This is a genomic window from Paenibacillus sp. FW126-R14 (assembly GCF_058789495.1).
Genome location: NZ_JBYTBS010000054.1, coordinates 25,259 through 50,149, shown reverse-complemented (window position 1 = coordinate 50,149; position 24,891 = coordinate 25,259). Strand labels below are relative to the sequence as shown.

Annotated in this window: 13 protein-coding genes and 1 pseudogene; 2 read left to right on the top strand and 12 right to left on the bottom strand. The window is 44.1% G+C overall.

All coding sequences use genetic code 11. The annotated features are described in order from the left end of the window. Window positions 1-311: 311 nt before the first annotated feature. From AC3WRW_RS26350 to AC3WRW_RS26330, 5 genes are all read right to left on the bottom strand, one after another. A complete protein-coding gene (locus AC3WRW_RS26350; RefSeq protein WP_492549198.1) occupies window positions 312-1,226 on the bottom strand; it encodes a hypothetical protein in 915 nt (304 codons plus the stop codon). 442 nt (window positions 1,227-1,668) lie between these two features. Next, entirely contained in the window at window positions 1,669-3,579 is a 1,911-nt protein-coding gene (locus tag AC3WRW_RS26345) for a beta-N-acetylhexosaminidase (RefSeq protein ID WP_492549197.1), read from the bottom strand. A gap of 1,710 nt (window positions 3,580-5,289) precedes the next feature. Then, on the bottom strand, window positions 5,290-6,060 hold the full coding sequence (locus tag AC3WRW_RS26340) for a nucleotidyltransferase (RefSeq protein WP_492549196.1): 771 nt from the start codon (window positions 6,058-6,060) through the stop codon (window positions 5,290-5,292). Between the two features lie 561 nt (window positions 6,061-6,621). Then, window positions 6,622-7,320 (bottom strand): carboxylesterase family protein, encoded by a 699-nt coding sequence (locus AC3WRW_RS26335; RefSeq protein WP_492549195.1) that lies wholly within the window; start codon window positions 7,318-7,320, stop codon window positions 6,622-6,624. 945 nt (window positions 7,321-8,265) lie between these two features. Further along, a complete protein-coding gene (locus AC3WRW_RS26330) occupies window positions 8,266-8,934 on the bottom strand; it encodes a TetR/AcrR family transcriptional regulator C-terminal domain-containing protein (RefSeq protein WP_492549194.1) in 669 nt (222 codons plus the stop codon). Between the two features lie 98 nt (window positions 8,935-9,032). Here AC3WRW_RS26330 and AC3WRW_RS26325 point away from each other — a divergent pair, with 98 nt between their 5' ends. Continuing rightward, window positions 9,033-9,404 (top strand): VOC family protein, encoded by a 372-nt coding sequence (locus AC3WRW_RS26325; RefSeq protein ID WP_492549193.1) that lies wholly within the window; start codon window positions 9,033-9,035, stop codon window positions 9,402-9,404. A gap of 1 nt (window position 9,405) precedes the next feature. On the opposite strand, the pseudogene AC3WRW_RS26320 reads toward AC3WRW_RS26325, so the two are convergent. Beyond that, window positions 9,406-9,765 (bottom strand): annotated as a pseudogene (locus AC3WRW_RS26320) (IS110 family transposase); the annotation flags it as partial. Between the two features lie 183 nt (window positions 9,766-9,948). Further along, window positions 9,949-10,860, bottom strand: a complete 912-nt coding sequence (locus AC3WRW_RS26315) for a LysR family transcriptional regulator (RefSeq protein WP_492549192.1) — start codon at window positions 10,858-10,860, stop codon at window positions 9,949-9,951. 114 nt (window positions 10,861-10,974) lie between these two features. On the opposite strand from AC3WRW_RS26315, the gene AC3WRW_RS26310 reads away from it, so the two are divergent. Further along, window positions 10,975-12,360 (top strand): MFS transporter, encoded by a 1,386-nt coding sequence (locus AC3WRW_RS26310; protein WP_492549191.1) that lies wholly within the window; start codon window positions 10,975-10,977, stop codon window positions 12,358-12,360. Window positions 12,361-12,566: 206 nt separating this feature from the next. Here AC3WRW_RS26310 and AC3WRW_RS26305 read toward each other — a convergent pair whose 3' ends face one another. The 5 genes from AC3WRW_RS26305 to AC3WRW_RS26285 form a co-directional block, all read right to left on the bottom strand. Further along, window positions 12,567-12,713, bottom strand: a complete 147-nt coding sequence (locus AC3WRW_RS26305; protein ID WP_492549190.1) for a hypothetical protein — start codon at window positions 12,711-12,713, stop codon at window positions 12,567-12,569. A 135-nt stretch (window positions 12,714-12,848) separates the two neighbouring features. Beyond that, a complete protein-coding gene (locus tag AC3WRW_RS26300) occupies window positions 12,849-15,308 on the bottom strand; it encodes an endo-1,4-beta-xylanase (protein WP_492549189.1) in 2,460 nt (819 codons plus the stop codon). A gap of 131 nt (window positions 15,309-15,439) precedes the next feature. Beyond that, entirely contained in the window at window positions 15,440-21,484 is a 6,045-nt protein-coding gene (locus tag AC3WRW_RS26295; protein ID WP_492549188.1) for a glycoside hydrolase family 3 C-terminal domain-containing protein, read from the bottom strand. 617 nt (window positions 21,485-22,101) lie between these two features. Next, entirely contained in the window at window positions 22,102-23,217 is a 1,116-nt protein-coding gene (locus tag AC3WRW_RS26290) for a sugar ABC transporter permease (protein ID WP_492549199.1), read from the bottom strand. An 83-nt stretch (window positions 23,218-23,300) separates the two neighbouring features. Beyond that, window positions 23,301-24,812 carry a xylose ABC transporter ATP-binding protein gene (locus tag AC3WRW_RS26285; RefSeq protein ID WP_492549187.1) on the bottom strand — a complete coding sequence of 504 codons (1,512 nt, stop codon included), beginning with the start codon at window positions 24,810-24,812 and terminating at the stop codon, window positions 23,301-23,303. Window positions 24,813-24,891: the final 79 nt, after the last annotated feature.

Below are 24,891 nucleotides of genomic sequence, written 5' to 3'. Positions count from 1 at the left end.
AATACATCTGATATAATCTGTTTTGCAACTAGTTCGGGGAGATTTACAATTTGTTTTGCTAACTTTTCTGAAATGCTTGTAATACTACTATTCCTATCTACAGATAGTACAGGTCTTTCCGCGCCAATAAAATGCTGCGGGTTGTGTTGCTGTTGTGTCGTGTCGGACGGATGATGACAAGAACATTATACCGAGGGGCTTATTCTCGAAATCAAAAACACACAGCGGCTCTTTTTTTGACCCGATGTGTGTTTTTTTAGTTACCTATTAACATGAACATATCCATATATCATGAACTGGAACAATGTCGGTTATTCTAAATTTATAATTGAATCCTCATTATCCGGTTTATACTTGATGAGCTTATACAATTTAGTATTAATACCTTTTTCGGAGATGTTTATGTAATTTTTATCAAACCACAACTTGAACAATACCCTGGAAGATGAGTTATCAGTAGATTGGATAACTTCCCAAACATAAAATTCATTATCTTCATATTCATTTACCTCAAAAGACACTGGAACTTGTTTAATCTCCATTGTATAAACATTATCATTATCTTTATCTTTTACAGGATTTTCAAGCCGATTAAAAAATGGGGATTTAGAATCATAAATAAGTTTTACAAAGCGATCTAAAAAAACAGCATCAATGTACAAATTTGGACCACGTAACCCAACTCGTGAGCCCAAAGACTCCATAATATACGCTTTTGAGAAAGCGGTATTCATTTGAAACTCATTTGGAGAGTATACTACTTTCATATTATTATAATATTCTTGATCATCAGGGTGTGTTAAAATTTTTCCTCTTGCTGTTTCAATATCTCTAGAAAATCCTACTCTATGGCCATAAGTCAGTACACCTCTCGCTCCTGGAAAACCATTTTCCTTATCAACTTTATTAAGATAACGAAAATAGTTGATTACTGATGTCAACCAGTAAATATAAGCTAGTGGCCCATCATGTCGATCATTTACATCAACATTTTTAATAAACCCATCATTTAACACTAGTGTCGTTTCTTTAGGGTTAACAGAGTTTATTCCTCTCATTAAATGTTGTAATTTCGCAATTCTTATAAGATTTTTCCTTGATTCTTTACTAGTAAGATCCCAATTAGAATTAATAAATGGTGTTCCATATCCAAGCAAATCACACCATAAACAGAATGATTCAATAGGTTGCAAGCTTATTAAGACTTCATAATTCGTGGTTTCCATAGATAACTCTCCCTAATTGATGTTGTAATTATTAAACAATTCATGAAGAACTGTCATATATCCTTCTTATCTTAGTTAATTTTAAGGTATATGCAATAGAAAGGGTGTATTAACTACCTCCCCGAATGAATGCTGATTCCTCAACATAAAAATTGACTTGCTCGACGCAAACCTGCTGCCCGTTAGTTTAATCATTTGAAAAACACTCCCTCTGGCCTTCCGTCGGGAGATAAAGTTTTTGTAAAAATCAGGAATGGGATAAAGTTCTTGTCATTTGGTTTTGACAAGAACTTTATCCCATAAAACAAAAAAACCGCGGTTTTCGCGGCACTTAATGAGATAATGTTCTTGTCACCCGACAGCGGGTGATTTTCTCGTTTGGCGATTCAAAAAAAATAAAGCCCCCAATTAAGGGGCTTTGAAAGGCTCTTGCCGACTTCCTTTAGAAAGGATTCAAAACATGGAAGAAGACATTTGGCGATGCCATCCGGTAATAATAGCTGCACCAGCCCACCCCTTTATTGGTGAACCTGTTGGTGGTGCTGTATAACAAACGCTCCTCTTCCAGCTCTTCGACTCGTCCTATCCGGCCCCCAACATATTCAAGAAGCCTAAAGGAAGCTGTCTCCAATCGATTGATGACGCCGCCGTAGCGAATATCGATGACTTCCCATCCGAACGGCTTAAACATACTCAGCCACTGCGTTCGATGGGCACCACGCAGCTCCCGCACAGCTTCCCCGATCGCAGGCAGCACATTTGTTGCGATGTGTTTCAGCGTCTCCCAATCCTTAGCATCGTATGCCCGCTTCAATTCGATGCCAATTTCGCTTTTTTGCCTAAGCACCCCACATAGCTTCTCCGGTACTTCAAATAAATAATTGAGCGCGGCATTGTCATCGCGGCGGCTGCGAATGTTCTGCTCCACTTCCGCATAATGCGCCGACATGTCGAGTCCCTCAATTTGCTTGTCAAACATCCCCAGCAGCACATCCTGATACAATAGAAACTTCGATGGATTGCTCTGCTTCCGATTGTCCGGCTCGGAGCCAGGCGTCTCGTCTAAATATTTGAGCTGCAGGTATACATCAGCATCAATGCCTGTACAGAATTTAACCCGCTCTGAGATTCGCGCCCAATCCGGTTTTTCCTCCGAGTATGCGTGTTCAGCATAAAGCTGTAAGCCTAACAAAGCGATGAACGGATTGCTCTCCATCCCATCGTCACCCCACATGGTTGCATACACCTCGCGAATACCCTCTTTTTTACAAACTTGAAGTGCGGTATCCGAAGCATTCAGGGACAAGCCGTAGTTTACACCGAACGTATTAAATACCCACACAGCGCCAGCGAATACCAAATTACAACCGAGCGGACGGTGTTTGGCGATCAAGCTCTCATATTCATCTCGTTCCGTATGGACGTAATCCCAATACACCAAATCCACATCTTTGGGGATGCGGCGAGCCATTTCCTCCGAAATTTGAGTATCTTGATTGTAATAGTCACCGCCGCCCTCGGAAGCAAGCTTCAAGAACATATCGCTCCACATCATAGGCTTCAAGCCGCGCCCTTGTGCAACCTTCAGCACTTTCTCCAAATGCATCGTCATAATATCAAATCGGCTCGCGAATCCATTCAAATCCAAATATTTTCCGCGCCCGAGCTCCTCCGCCTCATCCATACCAATATGAATTTTGCGGCTGCGAAATGGCGCACTGGCAGCCTCAATCATCTGCTCCACCAATAGGTCCGTCTTTTCTTCCCCTACCAACAGCGCACCTTTCGTATCCTTATAATGCTTCACAGGCTCCCATTTGAGGAACTCCTCTAGATGCGCGAGTGTCTGAATACTCGGAAATGCCTCGATACCAAATTGATCCGCGTAGTCATCGATCTCTTTTAATTCCGCCTGCGTATACCGGCCCCGCATATATCCGAAATAAGGCTCACCGCTAATTTCATACGTATCCTCCATATATAACATGACGATGTTCAACCCCATCAAGGCCATCTTATTCAGCATGAATTTAAAGCTGTCCAAAGTCAAAATCGCATTGCGGGACAAATCGAACATCGGTCCTATCGTATCGAACTGTTGTTTTTCCTGGAGTTGAAATGCTTCTCCACAGCGGCCGTGCTGTACGAGAAGACCAAGTCCACGGAAAAACTGGTGCTTTTGCCCATAACGTATATAAGCCTTCCCTTGCTCAAGACCTACCTCCAAATCGCCCGCGGATGGTTCCACTTGTACAATGACCCCATCTTCCTCTACGGTAATATGTAGCTCTTGTAACAATAGCTGAATTCCCGCTTGCAAATCGGTAGTATCCCCTTCAAAGCGCAACTTCATCTGCATGTCCTCCTTCACCCTTTGACTGCTCCAGCGGTCATTTCTTTCATGTTCTGCTCCTGAAACAGTAAGAAAACGATGATGGCTGGCAGTACTGCAAACGCAAGCGCCGCCATCGTAAGCCTTGTAATCGGTCACATATATCATATCGCAACAGTTGAGAATCATAAGCTTTTTACTGTCTCGCTCGCTATGTTCTTAGTATAAGGGCGATGATTAGAAGGCGATACGGGAGAGACTTCGGTACAAGGGGGGGACATTGATCAGTTTTTCCTACCCGTTGGAATTCGGAATGCGTGAGCGAGGCAATAAATGACAATATCAACCGCAGGCCACTACGACTATTTCCCATATTAGGTTAAGGTTGTTTTTAATAAATTGCACGATTACCAATATTGTAATTTTCGTTATTCCGACCGTTAGTTTTATAAAGGCTGCAAACGACAAAATACCATGAAGAATTCGATTGCTTGACGTACTTTTAAAAATATATAGTAATCCGAATTAAGTATTATGAAAAATAACCCTTGAGAATGCATCGTTCAATTACTCGGGGAACATATCATCATTATGTAAATCTATGGAAAGCAATACAACTTCTTGTCTTTTGGAAAAGACAAGAAGTTGTATCCATAAAATAAAAAAACCGTGTCATACGCGGCTGATAATTGATATATGTTTTTGTCCTCTAACATCATGCCGTGATTGAACTTTTGACTACTTACTATGTAACTCTTGATGTTTTGCCCCACTGTTGGTGTCTGAATTGAGGTATTCGTCAAGTAATTTAACTATCCTCCCGTTAGCATGAAAAAGCAGCCGATCGTCATGGACGGCTGCACGGTGCGTTTATTCAACAATAGTTCCAAGTTAACCCAACGTAATTATTATAAACATTGTCTTACTTTATCCATTATTTTATCAAGCGCTATTAAAATTTCTGCCTGCTGTTTCTCGGAATATCGACTCAAGGTTGCATTCATAACTGGATCTATATGAATAAAGTAATCTACCGCCTCTTTCGATATCTTATCATCATTCTCCCACTCGATGGCTAACTGGGTTAATACTTAACAAATCTCATCTACTTTACTTTTATCTAAATCCTCACCTATTCTTAGTTTACTTAGCAATCCGTCATCTTGATGTAAAAGAAGATTTCCGAGAAATTTTATTAAGTCATTTTCCATAATATACTCCCAGTAACAAAACAAAACTTAGTTCCTATTCGTAAGTGATCTGGATGTTCACTACAAGCTCGAACAATTATTCGAGAAATATGATTAATTTCCTCCTTAATTCCACCAGGATTACCACGCTAGTCTGCCCGTTAGCTGAATGCCCAAAAGTAAATTTTTGGGTCTTGTCGGCAATCGGACTATATTCTTGGCCTAGATCGGCATTCGGAACATATTCTTGACATCGAGAAATGACAAGAATATGTTCCGATAAAATAAAAAAACGCCATTTTGGCGGATATTAATCGGACTATATTCTTGTCACTCGACATTTCTTTCACTTTGTTTTTTTATAAGTTCCTGTATCCCACTAACCTCCTTAACTTGATGTGGTTAGCTGACAAAGGCAACTGATCATTTTCTGTGACCAGCTGCCTGTCTTCTTACAATTTTTTTTTTGATGTTCCCGACGGACTTAGGGGCTGGATGTGGTCACTCGCTTCTCAGAGTGACCCGGAGCGTCAATATGGTGTTAGCCGAAGGAAGTTCTGGAAGCAGACATTGCATTTAAGGCGTTCTCAAAATAACAATACACTTCATCTGCAATTCCCAGAAACTCTTCAACAAGTACATTACTATCCAAGTAACAAGCATACAGATAATCAACTAAAGTGGAGTCAATCTCACAATAATTTAATATGGCATTCTTCATCATAATAATGTCATCTTGCCATACACCTGTATCTACTAAAACCAAAGAGTATAATGCACGAATTAATCTCTTAGAGTAACCTTTAATATATCTAGTTTTCAATGAGTTATCACTAGCATTAGAAAGTAAACCTCTATGTACACGATCTACTTCCTCCTTGGTCTCTGTATTTAAGTCTAAAATGAACTCTGGAGAAATAATTATCGGTGGTACTTTTTCACCAACGTCATGACCATATACGCAAACACAAATTATCTTAACCCAAAAACCCCACTCATTTGGTTTACTTAATACATCGTCAATCGAGCAAATTATCGTATCAATCTTAGTTAATATTGGATATTCCTCCAAAAGCCTTCCTTTAATATTTGACAATCTTTCGTAATCAATATCTTTGGGATTTACACATACAATAGTAAAGTCTGCATCTGACTTAAAAGGTATAGCAGTTCCTTTTGGAATCGAGCCGCACATATAAATGCTATGAATCTTACCTTTAAATTCGGTAAGTATACTGTCTATATACTTATCAACAAAATCCTTATATTCACTTTGTATTACAATTCTATTTATAACTTTTTCTAATATCATATAGACTCCTCCTACCTGTATGCGTTAAGAGATAGATCATCGACGTCGCTACTAACTTAGCTTCTCGCATAAGTTGATCTCCTACCCCACACCTTCACAGAAATTCAATTTTCAAAAGAACTCCCCATCAATTATTAATTATTTTTGGAAAATTACAAATATTCATACGAGAAGAAATAAAACAAAAAAGCCCTAAGCTGACATATTTTCTTGTCAACTTAGGGCGAACTATTATGTCCGTGTTACCACCTAATTTCAGATTTCTCTGAAATCTATCAATACGGGATATCACCGATATTGTTTCCTGAATAACGGTGGAACTCCGTTGAAGCCTACTAAGATTCCTCTGTTCGGTTCACAGCTCCGAGACTGCTTCAGTATTAGATCAATGAAGATTTGCACCAACCATCTTCTAAACCCATGCTATCACACTCAACTTGCTCCGTCAATTAACATTTATGTTAAATTCTTAAAAGGGAAGAAATTAGTTAATCTACCCTTTATCACCGCTTTTTTGTAAAAGATACCATGTCGTAATAGCTGCTGTTACTGGATTTCCTGCTAATTCCCTTGCTTTGCCTGCTGGGAGATGTGTGAATCCAATAAGTTCTTTTTTTGTTCAAGTAGCCAAGTATATAGCTCTTGGTTGCTCAATGTTGTTCGCAATATATCATGTCCCAAATCAGGGTATATGGTAAGATTTACACTTCCTTGATGCTGTTCTACAGCGGTTACCATGTTTGTCAGCTGTTCTAATGGGACAATCTCATCATTGGCTCCATGAAAAGCCCAAATTGCAGTATTTTTAAGTTGCTCTGCTTTAGAGATTTGTCCTCCTGAACTCAATGGCACAATTGCAGCAAATGTTCTCGGATTATGGATAGCTAAATCCCAAACTCCATATCCTCCCAAACTATACCCTATCAAATAAATACGTCTTGGATCTACACGGTGAATAGTTATAAGCTCAACTACCAAAGCAGTAACTGCATCACGCTCCATGTTCCAATAAGACTCACTTGGACATTGGGGAACCGCAACAATAAACGGTAGCGATAATTTACCTTCATTAACTATTTCAAGCAGTCCATAACTAGATAGTTGGGATACGTCCTCGCCCCTCTTATCCATACCATGTAAAAAAATAATAAGTCCCCACTCATGAGTTGAGTCTTCATATCCCTCAGGATGAGAAATGAGATAATCAATCTGTACTTTTTTGGTTATTTCAACACTCAGGGATCTAGGTTGTATTGTCATTCAAATATTCCTTTCATTGATCGTCATTTAGTTATGATGGCTTCTGATGATGTTATTGAACAAACGTTCATCGTAAGTGGATGACTTAATTTTATTCCAATACTTCAATAATTTTTTTAGCTGTTAATAAGCATTCACGTATACCTCCTGAAATTCTTTAATTACAATAAATTCCACATATCATTCTGCTATCCTGCCCATTCAATAAGGCTGCCGTTTATATGTCGCGGCAGCCTCTTTTTGTTGGTACTGAACTATTATTCTCTGAGGGATCTTTATTACATAATGCGTTAGAAAATTCGTTTTTTTAATAATTTATAATTAGGAATTACACCGCTATTTGAATTACTAAAGGGGATAATTTCCTCAAGTATTGGAGCCCGTGTCCTAGATATGTGTATACCTTGGTTACATGATTCACACCAAATTGCTAAAAAACAAACTCGTGTGACTTCGTCTCCAACAAATTTATGTTTTATTCCCGATTCTTGACACTCAGGGCACTGATCTAGATTTTTACTGCTCATAATTGCAATAATTATTTCTTTCCAACTAGATTCCATTTTGTGAATCACACCCCCATGGTGCAATTTTTGTACTGACTTAATGGTACCACATATTGGAACTGCTCTGACAGATCGCGTGGAAAAGGCAGCCGGTTACAATCGGCTGCCTTCTTCGAGCTTCGTTCTACAGTTCGAGTCAGTCAGTTCCGTAAAGGAACGTTCCTTCTTCCCTCGAAATCTACCTTCAAGCCATTCATATGCCCTTTCCGCCGGATAATTTCACTAAACGTCTTTTTCCCGAACTTCGTAAATTTGCCGTACCCAACGTATACGGTGAAATGATTAAACTTCCTCCCTCTATGGAGAAACGCTTTGCTCTTAAATGCTCTCGGTTTGTATTTTGCACTATCGTTTTCCATTTTATCTTCCGGCATCAATTCTACTGAAGCTTAACCGCCAGCCCCTCTGTCAAAACATTAAGTCCGAACTCGAACTCCTTCTCCCAATCGGAATTCGTCGTGTACGACGCCAGACGGATTACCGTAGGGAACTCCTCTAACGGCAGTTGACTATAATATTGGTTATAGCGCTCACTTAGCTCTGCATTCGAGATGGCACCCTGCTCGGCATGTAACCGCAACCTTACCTCTTCTCCTACAAATCCAAGCACGTAATTTTTCAAAATTGAAGCTACCCATGGCACCTGCTGGTCCGGGAACCCGACAGATAACAATAGGGCGTATAGCTTCTCTACCTGCTTAAGACGATCGTGGCCCGAGGCTATTCTAGAATTGAAAAGATCCACCGTATCCCGGTGCGAGAGAAGGACCTTACGGAAAGACTCCCCCCAAAGCCCAAGCTGATCCCTCCAAGAAAGAGATGACTCCGGCCACTCCATGGAACTGCTTATTCGATCGGCCAGCAGTCCCATCAGCTGGTCCTTGTCTTGGACATGATAATAAAGTGACGCGGTTTTCACCTGTAACTTGTTCGCGATTTTGTTCATGCTTAATTCCTTGAGACCAATCTCGTCTAGCAATTGCAACGCGGTATGAATAATTCTTGTCTGGTCCAGCGGAGTATTGGTTGTACGAGTTTTTCTAGCCAACGGGCTCACCTCTTCACTTGACAAGTATAGCATAGAAGCATATTCTAATGGTATTAGATTAATCTAATACCATTAGAATAACAGAAGGGGAATAAAAAATGAAGCTAAACCACCTGAACTTGTGCGTAAACAATATGTCGGAGGCAGTAGCCTTTTTCGCTGATATATTCGGTTTTGAGCTTGTGGATCGGAAAGGTGACGTGATTGCAGTTATGAAGGACGAGGCGGGGTTTACGCTCGTCTTAAGCCAGTTGGTGGCCTTAGGAGGCGAGAATCCGACTTATCCCGAGGGGTTCCATATCGGATTCTATGTGGATACAAAGGAAGATGTGGATCAATTTTTCCTTAAGCTTACGTCTGCGGGGCTTGCTAGCAAGGAAAGTAGTCCGAAGTTTATGCGGGGAGGTTACACGCTCTACTTCAAGGCACTTGACGATATTCTGTTCGAGGTTACCTCGTTCGCCGTCTAAGAAGGCTCGGTACAGCGTAACTCCCGTCTTTGACCAACTGTGCAATCACTTTTGCGTGTAGTGGGTTAACTACGCCGTATTTTACTTGCTCTTCTTTAAGAAAATGAGCTAGGTTTAGCCATTAGTGACCCGTTGGTTCCATACCAACTATGGCGTCCTTGAACCCTTGCTCCGTAGCAATCTTCCTGAACCAGCTCACAAATAATTCAAAGCCTTCTCGATTGTTTTCAAACGTAAGTGGCTTCCCGAACTCGACCCCGCGGAAGTCTGGGGCTCTCGCCACATGTCTAAATTTTGCGATGTCGACTCCGATAATTAAGGTAGAAAAAGTAATTGGCTCGTGACAATAACTTGATCCCATAAAATAAAAAGACCGCGTTTTACGCGGCAATTAATGGGACGATGTTCTTGTCAGCCGACACTCCATAAGGCGCTTGACTAATGTTTCCCTGGATTATCAGCGGCCTCGGTCTGCTTGAGTTTGTGTTTCCCCCTATACGTCTACATTAGCTGATTTTCATAACGGTAGTAACCGAATCAAGCTTCACGGGTTCAGGTAGCTCTTGTATTGGCTGTCATTGGATAAAGACCTGAAATATTCTATAACTATTTCACGGAATTCCAGAGCCGCCCGCGTAATGTATCGATTTTTGTGCCATAATAAAGCAATCTCCCGTACTAATTCGTGTTCCTTTACTTGGAGATAATGGATATGTTCCCGTGGATTCATTCCGGTGCTTGGTATGAAGCCAATGCCAATTCCGGCTTCCACAAGAGTGGTTAGCCTGGCAGGTTCATTACCCTCATACACATATTTCGGTGTAAATCCGGCCGTTTTGCATACGGAATCAACTAAATCGCGAGTACGATAGCCTCTCTTTACACCGACAAACCATTCATCTTTAAGTTCCATCAAAGATACGCTGCTTCTCTCTGCCAACCGATGCTTCACTGGAACTGCTACAAGGATGGGGTCGATGAATACGATTTGACATTCAATATCATCCTCCTCTTGTATTAGAGGTGAGGACAAGCAGAAATCGACCTCTCCTCGATGAAGGAGCGTAACCATTTCCTGCGTGGTCAGCATTTGCACATGAAAATGGATATGGGGATGCTTTTTCTGAAATTCTCGAAGAATATGGGGCAACGTACTAGCGTTGGTAACCGCCAATTCGATTGTGCCATGTTCCGGGCTGGACAAATCGCTAATCTCCTGTTTTCCCTGTTCCAATTCAAACAATGCCCTTTCCGCACGGTGAAGAAATCTCCTTCCAAACTCATTCAATCGCAGCTTCCTCCCTGTTCGGTCGAATAGCGGGACCCCGAGATCCTCCTCCAGGCGCCCGATTGTTTTGCTAAGCGAAGATTGAGTCACATGCAGACTTCGTGCAGCTTCGGTCATATGTTCCAAGCGAGCTACCGCGAGAAAATATTGCAGCTGAAGAAGTTCCATTTCGCACCCTCCATTCATTCCTTCAAGTCAATGAAATCATAACATAAAATGCGTTGGAATAAATGATTGATTTCAAGTAAGATGACCTCAATAAACTTTGGGGGGAACTCAAAAATGAATGCTCGCAGTTGGTGGTTGATGATTTCCGTTGGAATTGGGATGCTGCTCAACCCATTAAATTCTTCGATGGTTGCTGTTGCTATTCCTAGGCTGCAAAATACGTTTCAACTTGACTTTACCGTAATTTCCTGGATTATTTTCACCTTCTACATCGCAAGTGCTATCTCTAATCCTGTAGTGGGAAAGGCCAGCGATTTATTCGGTCGCAAAAAGATATTTCTTTCCGGGCTTGTTGTAGCCTTCGTTGCCTCAGTATTAGCTCCACTATCGCCAAACTTTGGTTGGCTCATCGTGTTCCGCATTGTGCAATCCATCGGAACAAGCATGATGATTTCTGTTGGAATGGCCATTATTCGAATTCATATTAAAGAGAAACAAGCGACTGCGCTGTCCGTTTTGACCATCTTCCAATCCGGAGCGGCGGCCATCGGACCCTTTATTGGCGGGATTTTGATTCATTGGTGGGATTGGCACGCTATCTTTTTCGTCAATATCCCGTTCATAGTACTGAGCTTTCTACTCTGTTGGAGGACGATTCCTAAGGAGGAAACGTCATCATCCACCCTACGCAGCATATCCCTTCGTAAATGGTTGGTTTTGATTGATGCGTCAGGGATTCTGCTCTTCACAGCGGGTCTGGTTCCCCTGCTAGTCGGATTACTGTCGGTAAAAGCATCCGGGCATGTCTCATTACTAAATATCATTGTCGGGCTGATCGGCCTTGCTCTGCTTGGAGCTTTTGTACGACATGAGTTAAAAACGACGTCACCTTTTATTCCCTTGCGCACATTCGCAAAATATCCTGAGATAACTTGGGTCAATGTCGAATTCATGGTCGTTAACTTACTTTTTTACGCTCTCTTTTTCGGAATTCCGTCCTACTTGCAAACAGTACGCCATGTCAGCGAGTTCCATACAGGGATTCTAATGCTAGCCTTAGGCTTATGCTCGCTCGTTGCTTCTCCACTAGCAGGACGATGGATCGAGAAATCTGGACCCAGGCCGGCATTGCACGTGGCCGCCATCCTGATGACACTTGGGTCCTTGTGGATCGTGACATGGAATCAAACTTCACCGGTTATTAGCGTGTGTTTGGCGTTAGCCGCATTCGGTATTAGCAATGGACTAAACAGTGTCGGTATGCAAGCGGCCTTGTTCAAGAGCTCTCCAAAAGAGATCATTGGTGTAGCATCCGGATTATTTAGTACATCAAGAAACTTGGGAGCCATTCTCTCTTCGTTGCTGATAGGCATCGTAATGGGAGTTGAGTTTAGCTTCGGGGGATTTCGAATACTTGGCATTATCCTCACGTTCATTGCATTGTTCTTGGTGCTCATGAGTCGGAGGCGTAGGGAATCAAAGCAAGTACAAGAGCCGTAGGATGTTGCCGAGGACTCAGCAACTATGGAGATACTTCGCTGTAATGTAGGTTAATTTGTGTCACTAGTCGACAATGTAGGGACGTTTGTGAATTTTAAAATGACACAATTGATTGAAGTCCTCCGGGAAATTCTGTGAAGCAGAACGTCTTTGCTGCAGCGAATATTAATTGAGCTGCCCCCGTCCAGTAAAAGAGGCTTGGAAACCTATTCAGATTGTGCCTTGTCATTGCCCCAAGGTCCCCGATGTCGATGATAGCCGCCTGCAGATTGTTTGGAGCTTTCCAGCAAAGCTTCACAACCTATTGCGATGTCGTTGTTGAAAACGCCTTGCAGCCACGCCCGACTCTGCATTCATTCCCATTCCAATAACTTATTCGTACATTAATGGAATTAGAAAAAGCCTAACATTGCCTATTCGCAAAAAAATAAATAATAGAGAGGGAGGCTAGCCTCCCTCTCTATTGCTTCTGAATGTTACCTATTCAACTATTCAAGTATTTTCATAGCCAGGGCCGCAAGGTCCGCGATGTCGATCTTACCGTCGTTATTCAAATCGCAGTTCTTGTAGCTGGACCAGTCCGGATCAGCGGAGGTTTTGCCGTAGGCTGCCGCAACGATAGCCAGGTCACCAATGGAATAACGGCCGTCGCCGTTCATATCGCCAGGCTGCGTGCGAATCACTGAATCGTTAAATGTCTGCAGGGCTGCATTCAACGTGCTTACTGCCTGCTCAACTTGATCCTGGGTTGCCGCAGCGTTATCCGCTAAAGCTTTCGCCTGATCCATAGCTGCCTGCAGCGCTGCTTTGGAGCCCGCCGGATACTGGCCTGCCCGGGTTCCCTCAACGGCCGTGTCATGCTTGCTTTGTGCATCGGCGATTAAGATATTGAGGGCTGTTTTATCAACGACCGCACTGTTCAGCTGAACCGTATAAGACGTGCTCTGCAGTTCATTTTCGACGCCGGCTTCATTGGCAACGACTGCCTTGGACAAGGAAATCGTAGCAGCGGAAGCCTGCGTATCGGATTTTGCTTTCCAAGACAGCTTCAAAAGACTACCGTCAAGATGGGCGTTTTGGCCAATTGTTGCTACAAGGAGCCGAACTTCCCCTTGCTTCTGAGCCTTGTCGACGATCACGACTTCAGTCGGCTTCACGGATTCGGCCGATACGTATTCCAGCTGACTCGGATCATAAGTAAACGTTACGTCCTGGGCATATATGTTCTGATCCATGCCGCTTAGTCCATAATTCAGATCAAAGGCTGCTCCTTTGGAAGCTGCCGCCGGTCCTGCAAGAACAGCGCCCTTGGGCTCGGTCAATCCCGCTATGGCTGCCGTCAACGCGTTTGTTGCGTCCTTCACGTTATTTACGCCATTAATATCATAGATTCTTACGCCCAGAATATCATTAGCTGCTTTTCGAGCTCCAACAAATTTGTTCCAGCTGTCAGGAGTGTACCTATCCTTGGAGGAATCCTGAGGAAGATTACTCAGCTGCTTTTTCAAGTCGAAACGGGCTACACTGCCAATCATCGCATAGTAGGACATCTTTGCCGTATAGTTTGTATTTCCCGTGCTGTCGGCCGACATGAAGATATGCGCACCCTTTCTGGAGTTGAAGGTGCTCGTATCACTCACTCCATCAAAGGCGTACATCACCAGCTTGCCTCCGTTGCCCTTACTATTCTCAAGCAGGAAATCAAACTGATCCGCTTGCCAATCAGCCTGCTCTCTTTGGATTTCGAGCAAATTCGCCATGGCAGCCGTCCAGCCGTTTCTAACCAGTGCCACATGAGCATTAGGCGTGTTATCCCAATTCGTTTTCGTCCAGACTGGATTCTTCGAGCCGTCTGGTAAATAATACGGCAGTGCGTTCGGATCATAATTCGGATTGGCAATAAGATCGGAACGTGTGTCGGATTCGGTAAATTGGATTTCATCGCAGACGGCGGCGAACTGATTGAAGGTCTCTTTAAACACGTTCAGGTCGAGTGAAACCGCGTTCCTGTTCTGCATACCCACGACAAAGGTTGTGCCGTCTTGCTTCATCTGCTGGTAGATAGGCGTCAGCATAGTAACGGTGGCGCTGCGCTTTGGTTCATAGGCTTTATCCGCGTCGTAAAAGTCATTGTATATAAACGTCCAGTTTAGTCCCAACGCTTTGTTGTATTTCGAGACTGATGTAAATGCCTGCCTGATATACTCGCTCTCTGCCAGGATCCTGGCTTCACCGGTTAGATCCGGTCTTTTGAAAATGCGGCCCCAGTTGCTAACCTGGTAATCGCCTTCATTACGGATATAACCTGTATAGTCGTCAATGGCCTCGTTGACTACATCCCATGAGTAGAGTACGTCGCCGTAAGGAGCGAATTTTTCAAATACCGCTTTAATATAGGAATCGATTCTGGCCAGCATGACCTCCCTGCTTGCCCAGGGGTTAGAGATTGAAAATCCTTCATGGAAGAAAGCCTCGGGCGTCTGGTTGTGCCAAAGGAGCGTATGACCTTTAACCTTGACCTGATCATTAGGCCCCCGGGTTTTGTTTAAATTCCTGACATTGTTTAAAAAAGCTTCTTGAGAGGTCGTTGACGCAAGTACGGCGGTCTTATTTGCCTTATCAATAGCAGCCGCACGTTCTGCATCACCGGAATAAGTTGCCTTTGCAGCGCTGGAATATGCTGCAGCCGACTGGCTGGTGCCGAACAGAGCTGACGGCTTGAATTCATTAGCCGGGCTCCAACTGTCATAATGACGCTGCAGCATGCTTTGCGGATCTCCACCCCCAAAAAAGCTGCTCATCCCCTGAAACGAACCGAACTTAAAATAATTATAAAAAGTCTGGTAAAGTGATGGAAGCTCAGGCTGATAGGTTGCCGAAGCAGGCTGAACCAAAAAAGTCATCAGCATGGTAACCACAAGTGATAATGCTAATATCTTCCTTCTCATCGATATTTCCTTCCTTCTTTATTAGATTCATTACTGACATGATTCACAATTTTAAAAGCGTTTTCATTCACTATTAACTGAGGAGGAAGGCGAAGAAGCGCCCCCCTCTTTACTTCACTTACATCAATTGTTTAATGCTGAAGCCAATTCGCTACAATCATACGTGCTACTGCTGCTAATTCAACAATCGTAATCTCATGATTATCGAACAAATCAGCCTTCTCTACCTTTTCCCAATCAGGTTGATCTTTCTTGACACCGTAATATTTAGCAAGTATCGACAGATCCTGGATCGTAATGGAGGTCTCTCCAGGTACAAGAGTCACAAGCTTCGTTGTGAATGTTAATGCAGCATCATTCAATGTTACTACCGCTGCATCAACCATCGACTGTGTAGCTCCACTGTTGGTCTTCACGTTGTTCGCTGCATCAATAGCTGCTTGAAGGTTCCTGATTGCAACTGCTGGATATTGACCGATTTTGTTGCCCTCTGTAGCTTTAGAAACATTAGCTTGAGCTGAAGCAATCGCTTGATTTAATGCTTCTAAATCAACTGAAGGTGAAGTCGTTGGATTCACGCTAGCTCTGAATGTGCTCACTGCTGTCGTTAATGTCGACACTGCTAAGTTCACATCAGATTGCGTTACCGTAATACTATCACGGACACCGATTGCAGCATCAATCGCAGCTTGAAGTGCGGCCTTCGTACCCGTTGGATATTGACCTGGGGCTGATCCTTCCACTGCAGAGTTTAACACTTGCTGAGCATCTGTAATTGCTGTATTCAATGCCGTCTTATCTGCCTGCACAACTTGTATGCCTATCGTAGCCTGAGATGTGTCGAGTAATGAATGATGGTTCTCGTCACCGACCATTTCCTGCTTGGTTACAGCAACATTTGTAGTCCCGGCAGCGGCATTAGCCTTGGCTTTGCCGTGAAGAACGAATAATTCCCCATCACCTGTTAAGAATGTTCCTGTGATTCCCATAATAATCAGGATTTCTCCTGCTTCCGGTTTCACAGCTGTCTCAAGAACTTGGAGTCCAGTCCGTAAAGAAGTAACTGAACCTGCTTGCAAGACGTTGATACCACTATTCAGTGAAGTAGCAAACTCAATCATAGCCGGATCGTACTTTAACTCCGCACTTAGAATATTAAAATTATGAGTCAATCCAGTAACCCCAACCGGAAGGTTAACTTCCTGACCCACGACCACTGGCGATGAAGGGCCACTAATGCTGGCCTTTGCATCAACTTGAGGTGCTGATCCTTCCGTTCCAGGTACGCTTAAGTGAATAGGAGTACTTACTACATTGTTAGTTCCATCAGAAATCGTATACGTGTACGTGATTTCTCTTGTGTAGACAGATTGAGTAACACTACCTGTTGCAGACAGGATACTCGCATCACTTGAACCGTAGCTGATGGTATACGTTGGAGTAATGCTATTAACGAGTTGTACAGTGTTTGATCCTTCACTAAATTGCACGGTTTCGGGTAATAGCGTTCTAACATATTCAGAAACTTTGGTTGCAGCATTAAGTTTCATTTGAGCTGGAGTGACCGGTAGTGCTTCATTTGTATTCAGTACCTGAACATATTCTACATAGGTATCTATTACTGGGCTACTAGCTGAGTTCTTCGTTGCGAATAGTCCCATTTTGATATTGTTAAGGCTTAAATTAATTGCTGCACCTACATTTGTATAATTAATGCCATCCAACGAATATGAGCACTGGTAACTATTTCCGATCTTAGCCATTCTTAGGTAAACGGTTAAAGCGGCGTCTCTATTGGCATTAACCGCACTTGTTCCAGATGAAGTGAATACCTTATTGACTTCACGTCCAGATTGGACTAGAATGCCACTTCCGTTGTTTTCGGCATCCAGCTTTATATAGTTATCCTCATCCTGCCAAGCTAAGAACGCAAATTGTTGATAGGTTGCAGATGGTGCTACAGGGTAGTGGACCTTAGTAACAATATCCCAATCACCACCGGCAGGGGCTGTAAATACGTTATTCCAAGCGGCATTTGTTTGATAGATATCCCCCGTTAATGTAGGAAGACGTAGTCCCTTACCTTGTACTAATGAGTAATTAGCAGCATCTTGTTTAAGAATTGTCCAGAAGTTTGACAAATTCTCAGATGTTGTATTAACAAAGTTGAAGCTTTCAGCCCGATAATTAAGCTTAAAGGTATATGTTGTTGTACCGAAAGGACTAGTTATAACAGCAGTGGCATTGCCTGGAATGGTTGTTGCTTGGTTCACGACACACGTTAAACCATCTCCACACTCTACTGAGTACTCGTAATCTCCAGGCAATGCATCCTTTGGTACAACTACATCATAGGTTGTAATGCGCGGATCAAATCCTGGAATATCTACTCCACCCTTTTGGATTTTATCCGCCACAGGATTTAATGCATCAATGCTTCCAATTCTCAAGTATTCAAAAGATACATTGAGTGCACTCGCGCTTACATTACCATTAGTTGCTATTAGGCCTAATTGTGGTGCAGCGAAATTCACTGCAGCTGTTCCGGAATAACTAGACCACGTGACACCGTCAGCGGACCATTGTGCTGAAATTGCCCCATTGTTTCTAATCAGACGTAAATACATCTTTGTGTTGCCTGCTGAATTTGTGTTGCCCGTAACTACGGTCGCTGTCCCATTGACGACATTATACAATGCAATTCGGTTTGTAGTTCCCGTAGAACGTTCATAAACAAGTTTTACGTAATTAGAGTCATCTTGATAATAGATCAACCCGCCTTGCTGATTGTTAACAGTAGGAGTGGCTGAAAAATTCATAGCAGTCTGCGATACGAAATCGCCAATCGCTGGCTGCATAACTAAGTTCTGAACTGCATTTACTGCTGCCTGTTTTGTTCTGATAGTCACTCCAGTACTAGTGGCGAAAGAATAATCCGAATCTTGTCGTACGATGGAGTAGTGACTATCTAAAGCTGTTGCTCCTTTGAATTCAGCACTTACCGGTGGACGACCAAAATTAACTGTATAAACCCTACTAAATGTTGAATCAGTTACTGTAATATTTGCTGTTCCAGGAATACCATTAGCTTGCACGATTGTTACAACGCTTTCGGCGTTAGCAGAAGTAGCCGCTACCGCTGGAGCTGCATTCTGTTCGAAAGGAACTACTACATTATACTGCTTTATGGAAGGATCAAAACCGCTAACTGTATTCCCATTAATCCTGAGGTCTTTAAGAGTGATAGCAGGATTAACATAGACTATAAAGTCAGTTGAACGCTGTTCTCCTGCATAACTAACGGTTGCGGTAATCGTTGCGACGCCAGCTGCGACAGTAGTGATTTGATCGCCTGCTACTGAGACCACCCCAGGTCTATTGCTGCTATAGGTTACGGTCATTCCAGCTGGCATAGCTTTGCTGGAACCCTTGGCAATATATCCATATAGCGTATCATCATTCATTGCAACCGTAACTTGTGGAAGTACATTCTTTCCTTTATCGAAGAATACCCGAGTTGGGATATCTAATGCCACGTCACTGTCCTGACGAGGTTTTGCTGTTACAACACTTAACTTAGGAGCTAATGAGCCTGTAACAAAAATATCCTTGTTAAGTTTAATATCCGCATCTGCACTCGATGTGCTGAACTGCAAATTGTATCTGCCTGTATCCATAACCCATTTACCTGCTGCTTCATCATAAAAACGTAAGTCTGGCACTTTAACGGTTATGGTAACTGGAACTGTTTTCCCTGCATTTACCATTACTTTCTTGAATCCAATAAGACGTTTGATAGGACGTTGATTAACACCTGTTTGGGTAGAGTCTGGTGTTGAAGCATAAAGCTCTACAATATCATTTCCGTCTCTATCACTTGTATTCGTAATATTCATAGAGACATTAATCGTACCGTTAGCATCAACAGAATTCCCTGCGCCTAAATCCGTTACTGTCATATTGGAATATGCGAAGTTTGAATAGCTCATTCCATATCCAAAACTGTAAAGAGGAGCTCCTCTTGATCCATCATAATACATATATGTGCGACCAGGGGAAGTAACCGTTGTGGATGCACTTGTATTATTACCTGTTTTATAGGTATCAGATCCAGGTGTAATTCTGTAGCTTCTTATACTAGGGAATTGGTCATTCTTGAACCAAAGGGTTGATGTACGCCCACTCGGGTTATATTTACCTAGTAAAACATCTGCTAGTCCCAATCCCTTAACTTGACCGTTGTATCCACTCCATAACAGGGCAGGAACATCTGCAGATAAAGTTGATAGGTCGTCTGGGCTGGTACTTTCAATAACGGTGACCGTTTTAGGATTTTTCGCTGCAACAGCATTAGCCAGCGCCAGCTGCGCTCCTGGTAATGTGTTATTAGGGTTTGTATTGCCGCCTCTATCACTATCCTCTGCAGCAGTTGCTTGTTCTGCGCCAAGAGCAACGATAGCTAAATCATAACCTGAAGCAAGATCAATCGCTGCATTATCTAGTGTCGTCATACTAGCATATTTTATATCAGTATTGGTGAAGCCCATTTTCCAGTCAACCACAGCTTTGGGATTGATTTTTTGAATTTCTGCTTTGATACCGTTATAAGGGTTTACCATTTTAGCGATGCCGCTAGCGCCGGAACCTGAAGAATAACCACCTAAGAAAAAGCTGTTATTCGTTGTATTGAAATTAGCATTAAGACCATACACGACAACTTTAAATTCACCAGTTGAAGGCACATTGATTGGAAGCACTGACTTGTTACCATTTGATGCGACTGGATTGTTTCTTAACAAGATCAAGGATTCCGCTGCTGCTTGACGAGCAATATCAGATCTTTCTTGAGTCATGTTCTTACCGTCACCGCCGGTACCCGAATTAAACGTCCACAAGCTTCCATTTCCTAAAGCAGTTCTTCTAGCAATTGCATCATCATACCAGGAAACTTTGTTTGTCGATGATTGAATGATGCCTGCTGCATTTCTAACCGTATCATCAAACTCGCCCAGTTTCATTCGAGTAGTATACAGATCAAGCAAATCTACATCTATCGCATTCTCTGTGAATATGCCTGAAGGAGTGGGAAGTTTTGCTGCTGCTGCTCCTGGAAGTTCCGCGCCATAGCTAGAGCCGGCATACCCTGCATTACATACTAGATTCGTACCAAACATTGCAGCCCATGCGTATCCTTCTTGCGTAGTCATTGCCCTGGTCATTCCGGGATACATATAGTTCTGTCTGGATGGTGACACAGCCATAGCTATACTATCGCAGTCCGTTGTTACATAACCGGAGAACCCAAAGGTTTGACGAAGAAATGTTTCCATTAAATTACGGTCTAATGTAACCGGTGTACCATTAACACTATTATAAGAGCTCATAATAGAGGTAACATCCGTATTTTTAATAATCTCTCTATAAGGTTTAGTATAGAACTCTCTGAGCTCCCGACCTGTTACATCAGAGCTGCCATTCAGACGGTTTACTTCAGAATTATTCGCAGTATAATGCTTTATGGTACTTACAGTCTTTAAGTACCCATTGGGATCAATCAGGCTGCCGTCCATATTCTTGCCTTCCAGACCATTTACAAACTGTCCGGCAATTCCAGCTGTTAACAAGGGATCTTCAGAAAAGGTTTCATCCGTGCGTCCCCAACGCGTATCACGAGCTAGATTGATAGTTGGTGAGTAAAAGGTTAACATGCGGTCACTATCAGGAGCTGTTTCACGAGCTTCATCACTAATGGCCGTTGCTACTTTGTGCATAAGCTCTGGGTCCCATGAACTTCCCATGGAAAGCCCAATTGGATATGAAGTTGCATTATTGATGGTTGTCGCGTTACCAGAAGCATTAAGCTGGTACCGGGATACACCGTGCAACGCCTCATTCCACCAGCCATATGAAGGAATTACTTTGCCGTCGGAAAGGGTGATTGATGGCGATGCGCTTCCGTTCATTTGAGTTGCCTTCTGTGAAATAGACATCTTTGAAATCATGTCTGCTGCCCTTTCCTTAAAGGAATAGTGCTCAGAATCCATATAAATCGGCAATGTCTGTGGTGCAGACTCAGCTGCATAACTTCTTTGAGTAGCCTGCCCTGCTAATAGTGGTGTTGTACATATAGCAACACATAATGTAATAGAAATAACCCGTTTCACTTTTTTTAGCATTTTTTCCTTTCCCCCTATGACTACTGATTTGATGATAGCTACCTACAAGCTAAAACTTATCCTTCCTTTTTTCCTAAAAATGCAAATGCCTACAGGGGTAATTATTAGATTCATTACTGTAAACTGCTTCTCCGCCATATATTCCGAAAGCATTTTCCAAAGTGGGGCCACAAGTAGTAATCTTCTTACATTATGATACATTTCGTATCAATATTTGCACACATCACCCCTATTGCCAGATTGCGCCTTGCCATTGCCTCAAGGCCCGCGATGTTGATACTACATTCCGGTTTCCCCCTCTTATTAGTTAAACGAAATGATTCCGCTTACACGACCTATTGTATCAGCATCAAAGGCGGGCCCGCTACAGTGGCAGTCTGCATTCCTTTGCCCCCTATCAGCATTCATTTAACCCAATATGAAAACGAATACAATATTTTTCAATTTTCTAGCATTATTTTGCACTAGCAAATGTGTCCTTTCTTGCAACCGATTCAAGCATTTAAATTCAAGCATTTCCCTAGCCAAAGCAGCCAGGTCCGGCGATGTCGCTCTCTACCCCAGTAACGCGAAAGGCAATGCCAAAACCCGCCATCGGAAAATGACGGGTGGAACACTTATTTAGCCGCTTTTTTATTTCTGTTGGAAATGTCCAGCCATACGGCGAATACGAGAATGCTTCCTTTCACGACGTACTGCCAGAACGATTCCAGCCCCATGAGTGACATGCCGTTGTCGAGAGACGTCATCACGAGGGCGCCGATGATCGCTCCGGATACCTTGCCCGAGCCTCCCATCAGTGAAGTCCCCCCGATGACGCAGGCGGCGATCGCATCCATCTCCGCCATATTGCCCGCCGAGATGGTGGCCGACGATAAACGGGATGTCAGCACGATCGAGGCGATAGCGGCCAGCAGACCGCTGAACATGAAGACAGTCATTGTTTTCTTTTTGATATTGATGCCGGACAGGCGAGCCGCCTCCATGTTGCCGCCAAGTGCGTATATGTGCCTGCCGAAAGTCGTCCTCGTAGCTATGAAGGAAAACAAGAAGGCTAACACGATGACGAAAATAATCGGAAACGGGATGCCCTTATAGCTGTTCACGACGAGCACGAACAAAACCACCAGCAGGCTATAACCGGCCGCCTTCAAGATATCCACTCCCAGAGGCTGCACGCCGAAGCCGTATTTAAGCTGGGATCTCCGCCTGCTGAACGTCGACCAGACGATGGCGGCGATGGCCAATACGGCGAGAATCAAGCCGAAGCCTTTGGCGAAGTAGGCGTTGCCCATTAACGCCAAAGCCGGATCGGACACCGAAATCGTCGTCGATTTCGTCACGCCCATCAAGACCCCACGAAAGACGAGCATGCCCCCTAGCGTGACAATAAAGGCGGGCACCGCCTTGTAAGCGACGAGCCATCCTTGGAAGATACCGAGAATCGCCCCCGCCACCAGCGTCCCCAAGATGACGAAGCCTGCCGGCATGCCCCACCAATTGCTGAGTATGGCGGCGATCCCACCGGTCAGCCCGACGATGGAGCCTACCGACAAATCGATATGGCCGGCGACGATCACAAGCACCATGCCGACAGCGAGGATGGCGGTTACGGACATCTGCGTGAACAGATTGGACAAATTCCGCGGAGTAAGAAAGGTATCGTTCAATAAGCCGAAAAGCAGCCAAATCAAAATCAAGGCGCCTACCATCGTATAAGCGCGCGCATCCATGTTGCCGAACAGGCTTTTCCATGCCGGCCGGTTAGGGCTGACGGAGCTCGTCGTTTCCGTAGTGTGTGTGGCAGGTTGCATCGTTATTTCCCTCCTGTAGCGGCCAGCATAATATTTTCCTGGGTCGCTTCGCGATAATCCAGCTCGCGGACGAATTGTCCTTCGCTCATGACAAGTATCCTGTCGCTCATCCCAAGAATCTCCGGCAGCTCCGAGGAAATCATGATGATGGCCACTCCCTGATCGACCAGCCGGTTCATCAGGTTGTAAATTTCATACTTTGCTCCGACATCGATTCCTCGTGTCGGTTCGTCCATGATCAAAATTTTCGGATTGGACATGAGCCATTTTCCGATGACGACCTTTTGCTGATTGCCCCCGGACAAGGTGTTCACGGGAGTGTCCAACGACGACGTCTTGGTCTTTAATTCCTGTACATACTTCTGGCCCCACTTGATCTCTTCGTTATCGTTGATCACGCCGTATCTGGAAACTCGATCCATCGTAGCCAAGGTCGTGTTGGTTTTCACGTCCATGGACAATACGAGCCCCTGACGCTTGCGGTCCTCGGTCACTAGCCCTATTCCGGCCCGGATGGCGTCGGCTACCGAGCGGATCCTCGCCGGCTCGCCGTCAATCTTCACTTCCCCTTCGACCCTTCCTTCATAAGCCCCGAACAAGCTCGTAACGAGCTCCGTCCTTCCCGCTCCCATCAAACCGGCGATCCCTAAGATCTCCCCTTTGCGCAAAACGAAGCTGACGTTGCGGATGACGCGGTGGCCGTCTTTTTCCTTATGCCATACGGAATAGTTGCTCACTTCAAGCACCGTTTCCTTGGGGGTGTGCGCGACGCGGGGATATCGCTCGGTCAGTTCGCGCCCCACCATCAAGGAGACAACTTCATCGTCATTCGTGTCGCACTTGTCCAGCGTCGCTATAGTCCGACCGTCCCGCAGGACCGTAATGCTGTTGGCAAGACGGAACACCTCGGGCATTTTGTGCGAAATGTAAATGCAGGAAACCCCATTCTCGCGAAGCTGATGAAGAATGCCCATCAGAATCTCGACCTCGCTCTCCGTCAGAGCGGCAGTCGGTTCATCCAGAATGAGGATCCTCGTATGCTTGGACAGCGCCTTGGCGATTTCGACAAGCTGCTGCTGGCCGATGCCGAGCGAGCCAACCCGCATATCCGGACTGACATGTAGACCGACGCGCTTCAGCCAAAGTGCGGCATTGTAATACAGATCATCCCATTGAATGACACCTCGCTTGGTAGGCTCAGCCCCCAGGAAAATGTTCTCCCCGATCGTCATATCCTTCACAAGTGCAAGCTCCTGATGGATGATGCCGATACCGGCCTTCTCTGCATCGGCGATGGAACGGAACTCCTGCTTCACGCCGTTGACCCGGATTTCACCCGTATATGTGCCGGTTGGATAAAGTCCGCTCAGCACCTTCATCAGAGTAGATTTGCCCGCTCCGTTCTCACCGCAGAGCGCGTGGATTTCTCCCTGACGCACCTTAAAATTTACGCCGCTCAAGGCTTTGACGCCGGGAAATTCCTTCGAGATATCGATCATTTCCAATACGTGCATCTTCCCAGCTCCTATCGGATCGTTACTTTTGAGGAAGGGGTAAGACAGCCAGGTGACGGCGCCTTACCCCGCAATCGAC

Bases quoted from the DNA above. Each gene is read 5' to 3' on its own strand.
- AC3WRW_RS26350 (WP_492549198.1), bottom strand. From the start codon at position 1,226: ATGGAAACCACGAATTATGAAGTCTTAATAAGCTTGCAACCTATTGAA.
- AC3WRW_RS26345 (WP_492549197.1), bottom strand. From the start codon at position 3,579: ATGAAGTTGCGCTTTGAAGGGGATACTACCGATTTGCAAGCGGGAATT.
- AC3WRW_RS26340 (WP_492549196.1), bottom strand. From the start codon at position 6,060: ATGATATTAGAAAAAGTTATAAATAGAATTGTAATACAAAGTGAATAT.
- AC3WRW_RS26335 (WP_492549195.1), bottom strand. From the start codon at position 7,320: ATGACAATACAACCTAGATCCCTGAGTGTTGAAATAACCAAAAAAGTA.
- AC3WRW_RS26325 (WP_492549193.1), top strand. From the start codon at position 9,033: ATGAAGCTAAACCACCTGAACTTGTGCGTAAACAATATGTCGGAGGCA.
- AC3WRW_RS26315 (WP_492549192.1), bottom strand. From the start codon at position 10,860: ATGGAACTTCTTCAGCTGCAATATTTTCTCGCGGTAGCTCGCTTGGAA.
- AC3WRW_RS26310 (WP_492549191.1), top strand. From the start codon at position 10,975: ATGAATGCTCGCAGTTGGTGGTTGATGATTTCCGTTGGAATTGGGATG.
- AC3WRW_RS26305 (WP_492549190.1), bottom strand. From the start codon at position 12,713: ATGCAGAGTCGGGCGTGGCTGCAAGGCGTTTTCAACAACGACATCGCA.
- AC3WRW_RS26300 (WP_492549189.1), bottom strand. From the start codon at position 15,308: ATGAGAAGGAAGATATTAGCATTATCACTTGTGGTTACCATGCTGATG.
- AC3WRW_RS26295 (WP_492549188.1), bottom strand. From the start codon at position 21,484: ATGCTAAAAAAAGTGAAACGGGTTATTTCTATTACATTATGTGTTGCT.
- AC3WRW_RS26290 (WP_492549199.1), bottom strand. From the start codon at position 23,217: ATGGATGCGCGCGCTTATACGATGGTAGGCGCCTTGATTTTGATTTGG.
- AC3WRW_RS26285 (WP_492549187.1), bottom strand. From the start codon at position 24,812: ATGCACGTATTGGAAATGATCGATATCTCGAAGGAATTTCCCGGCGTC.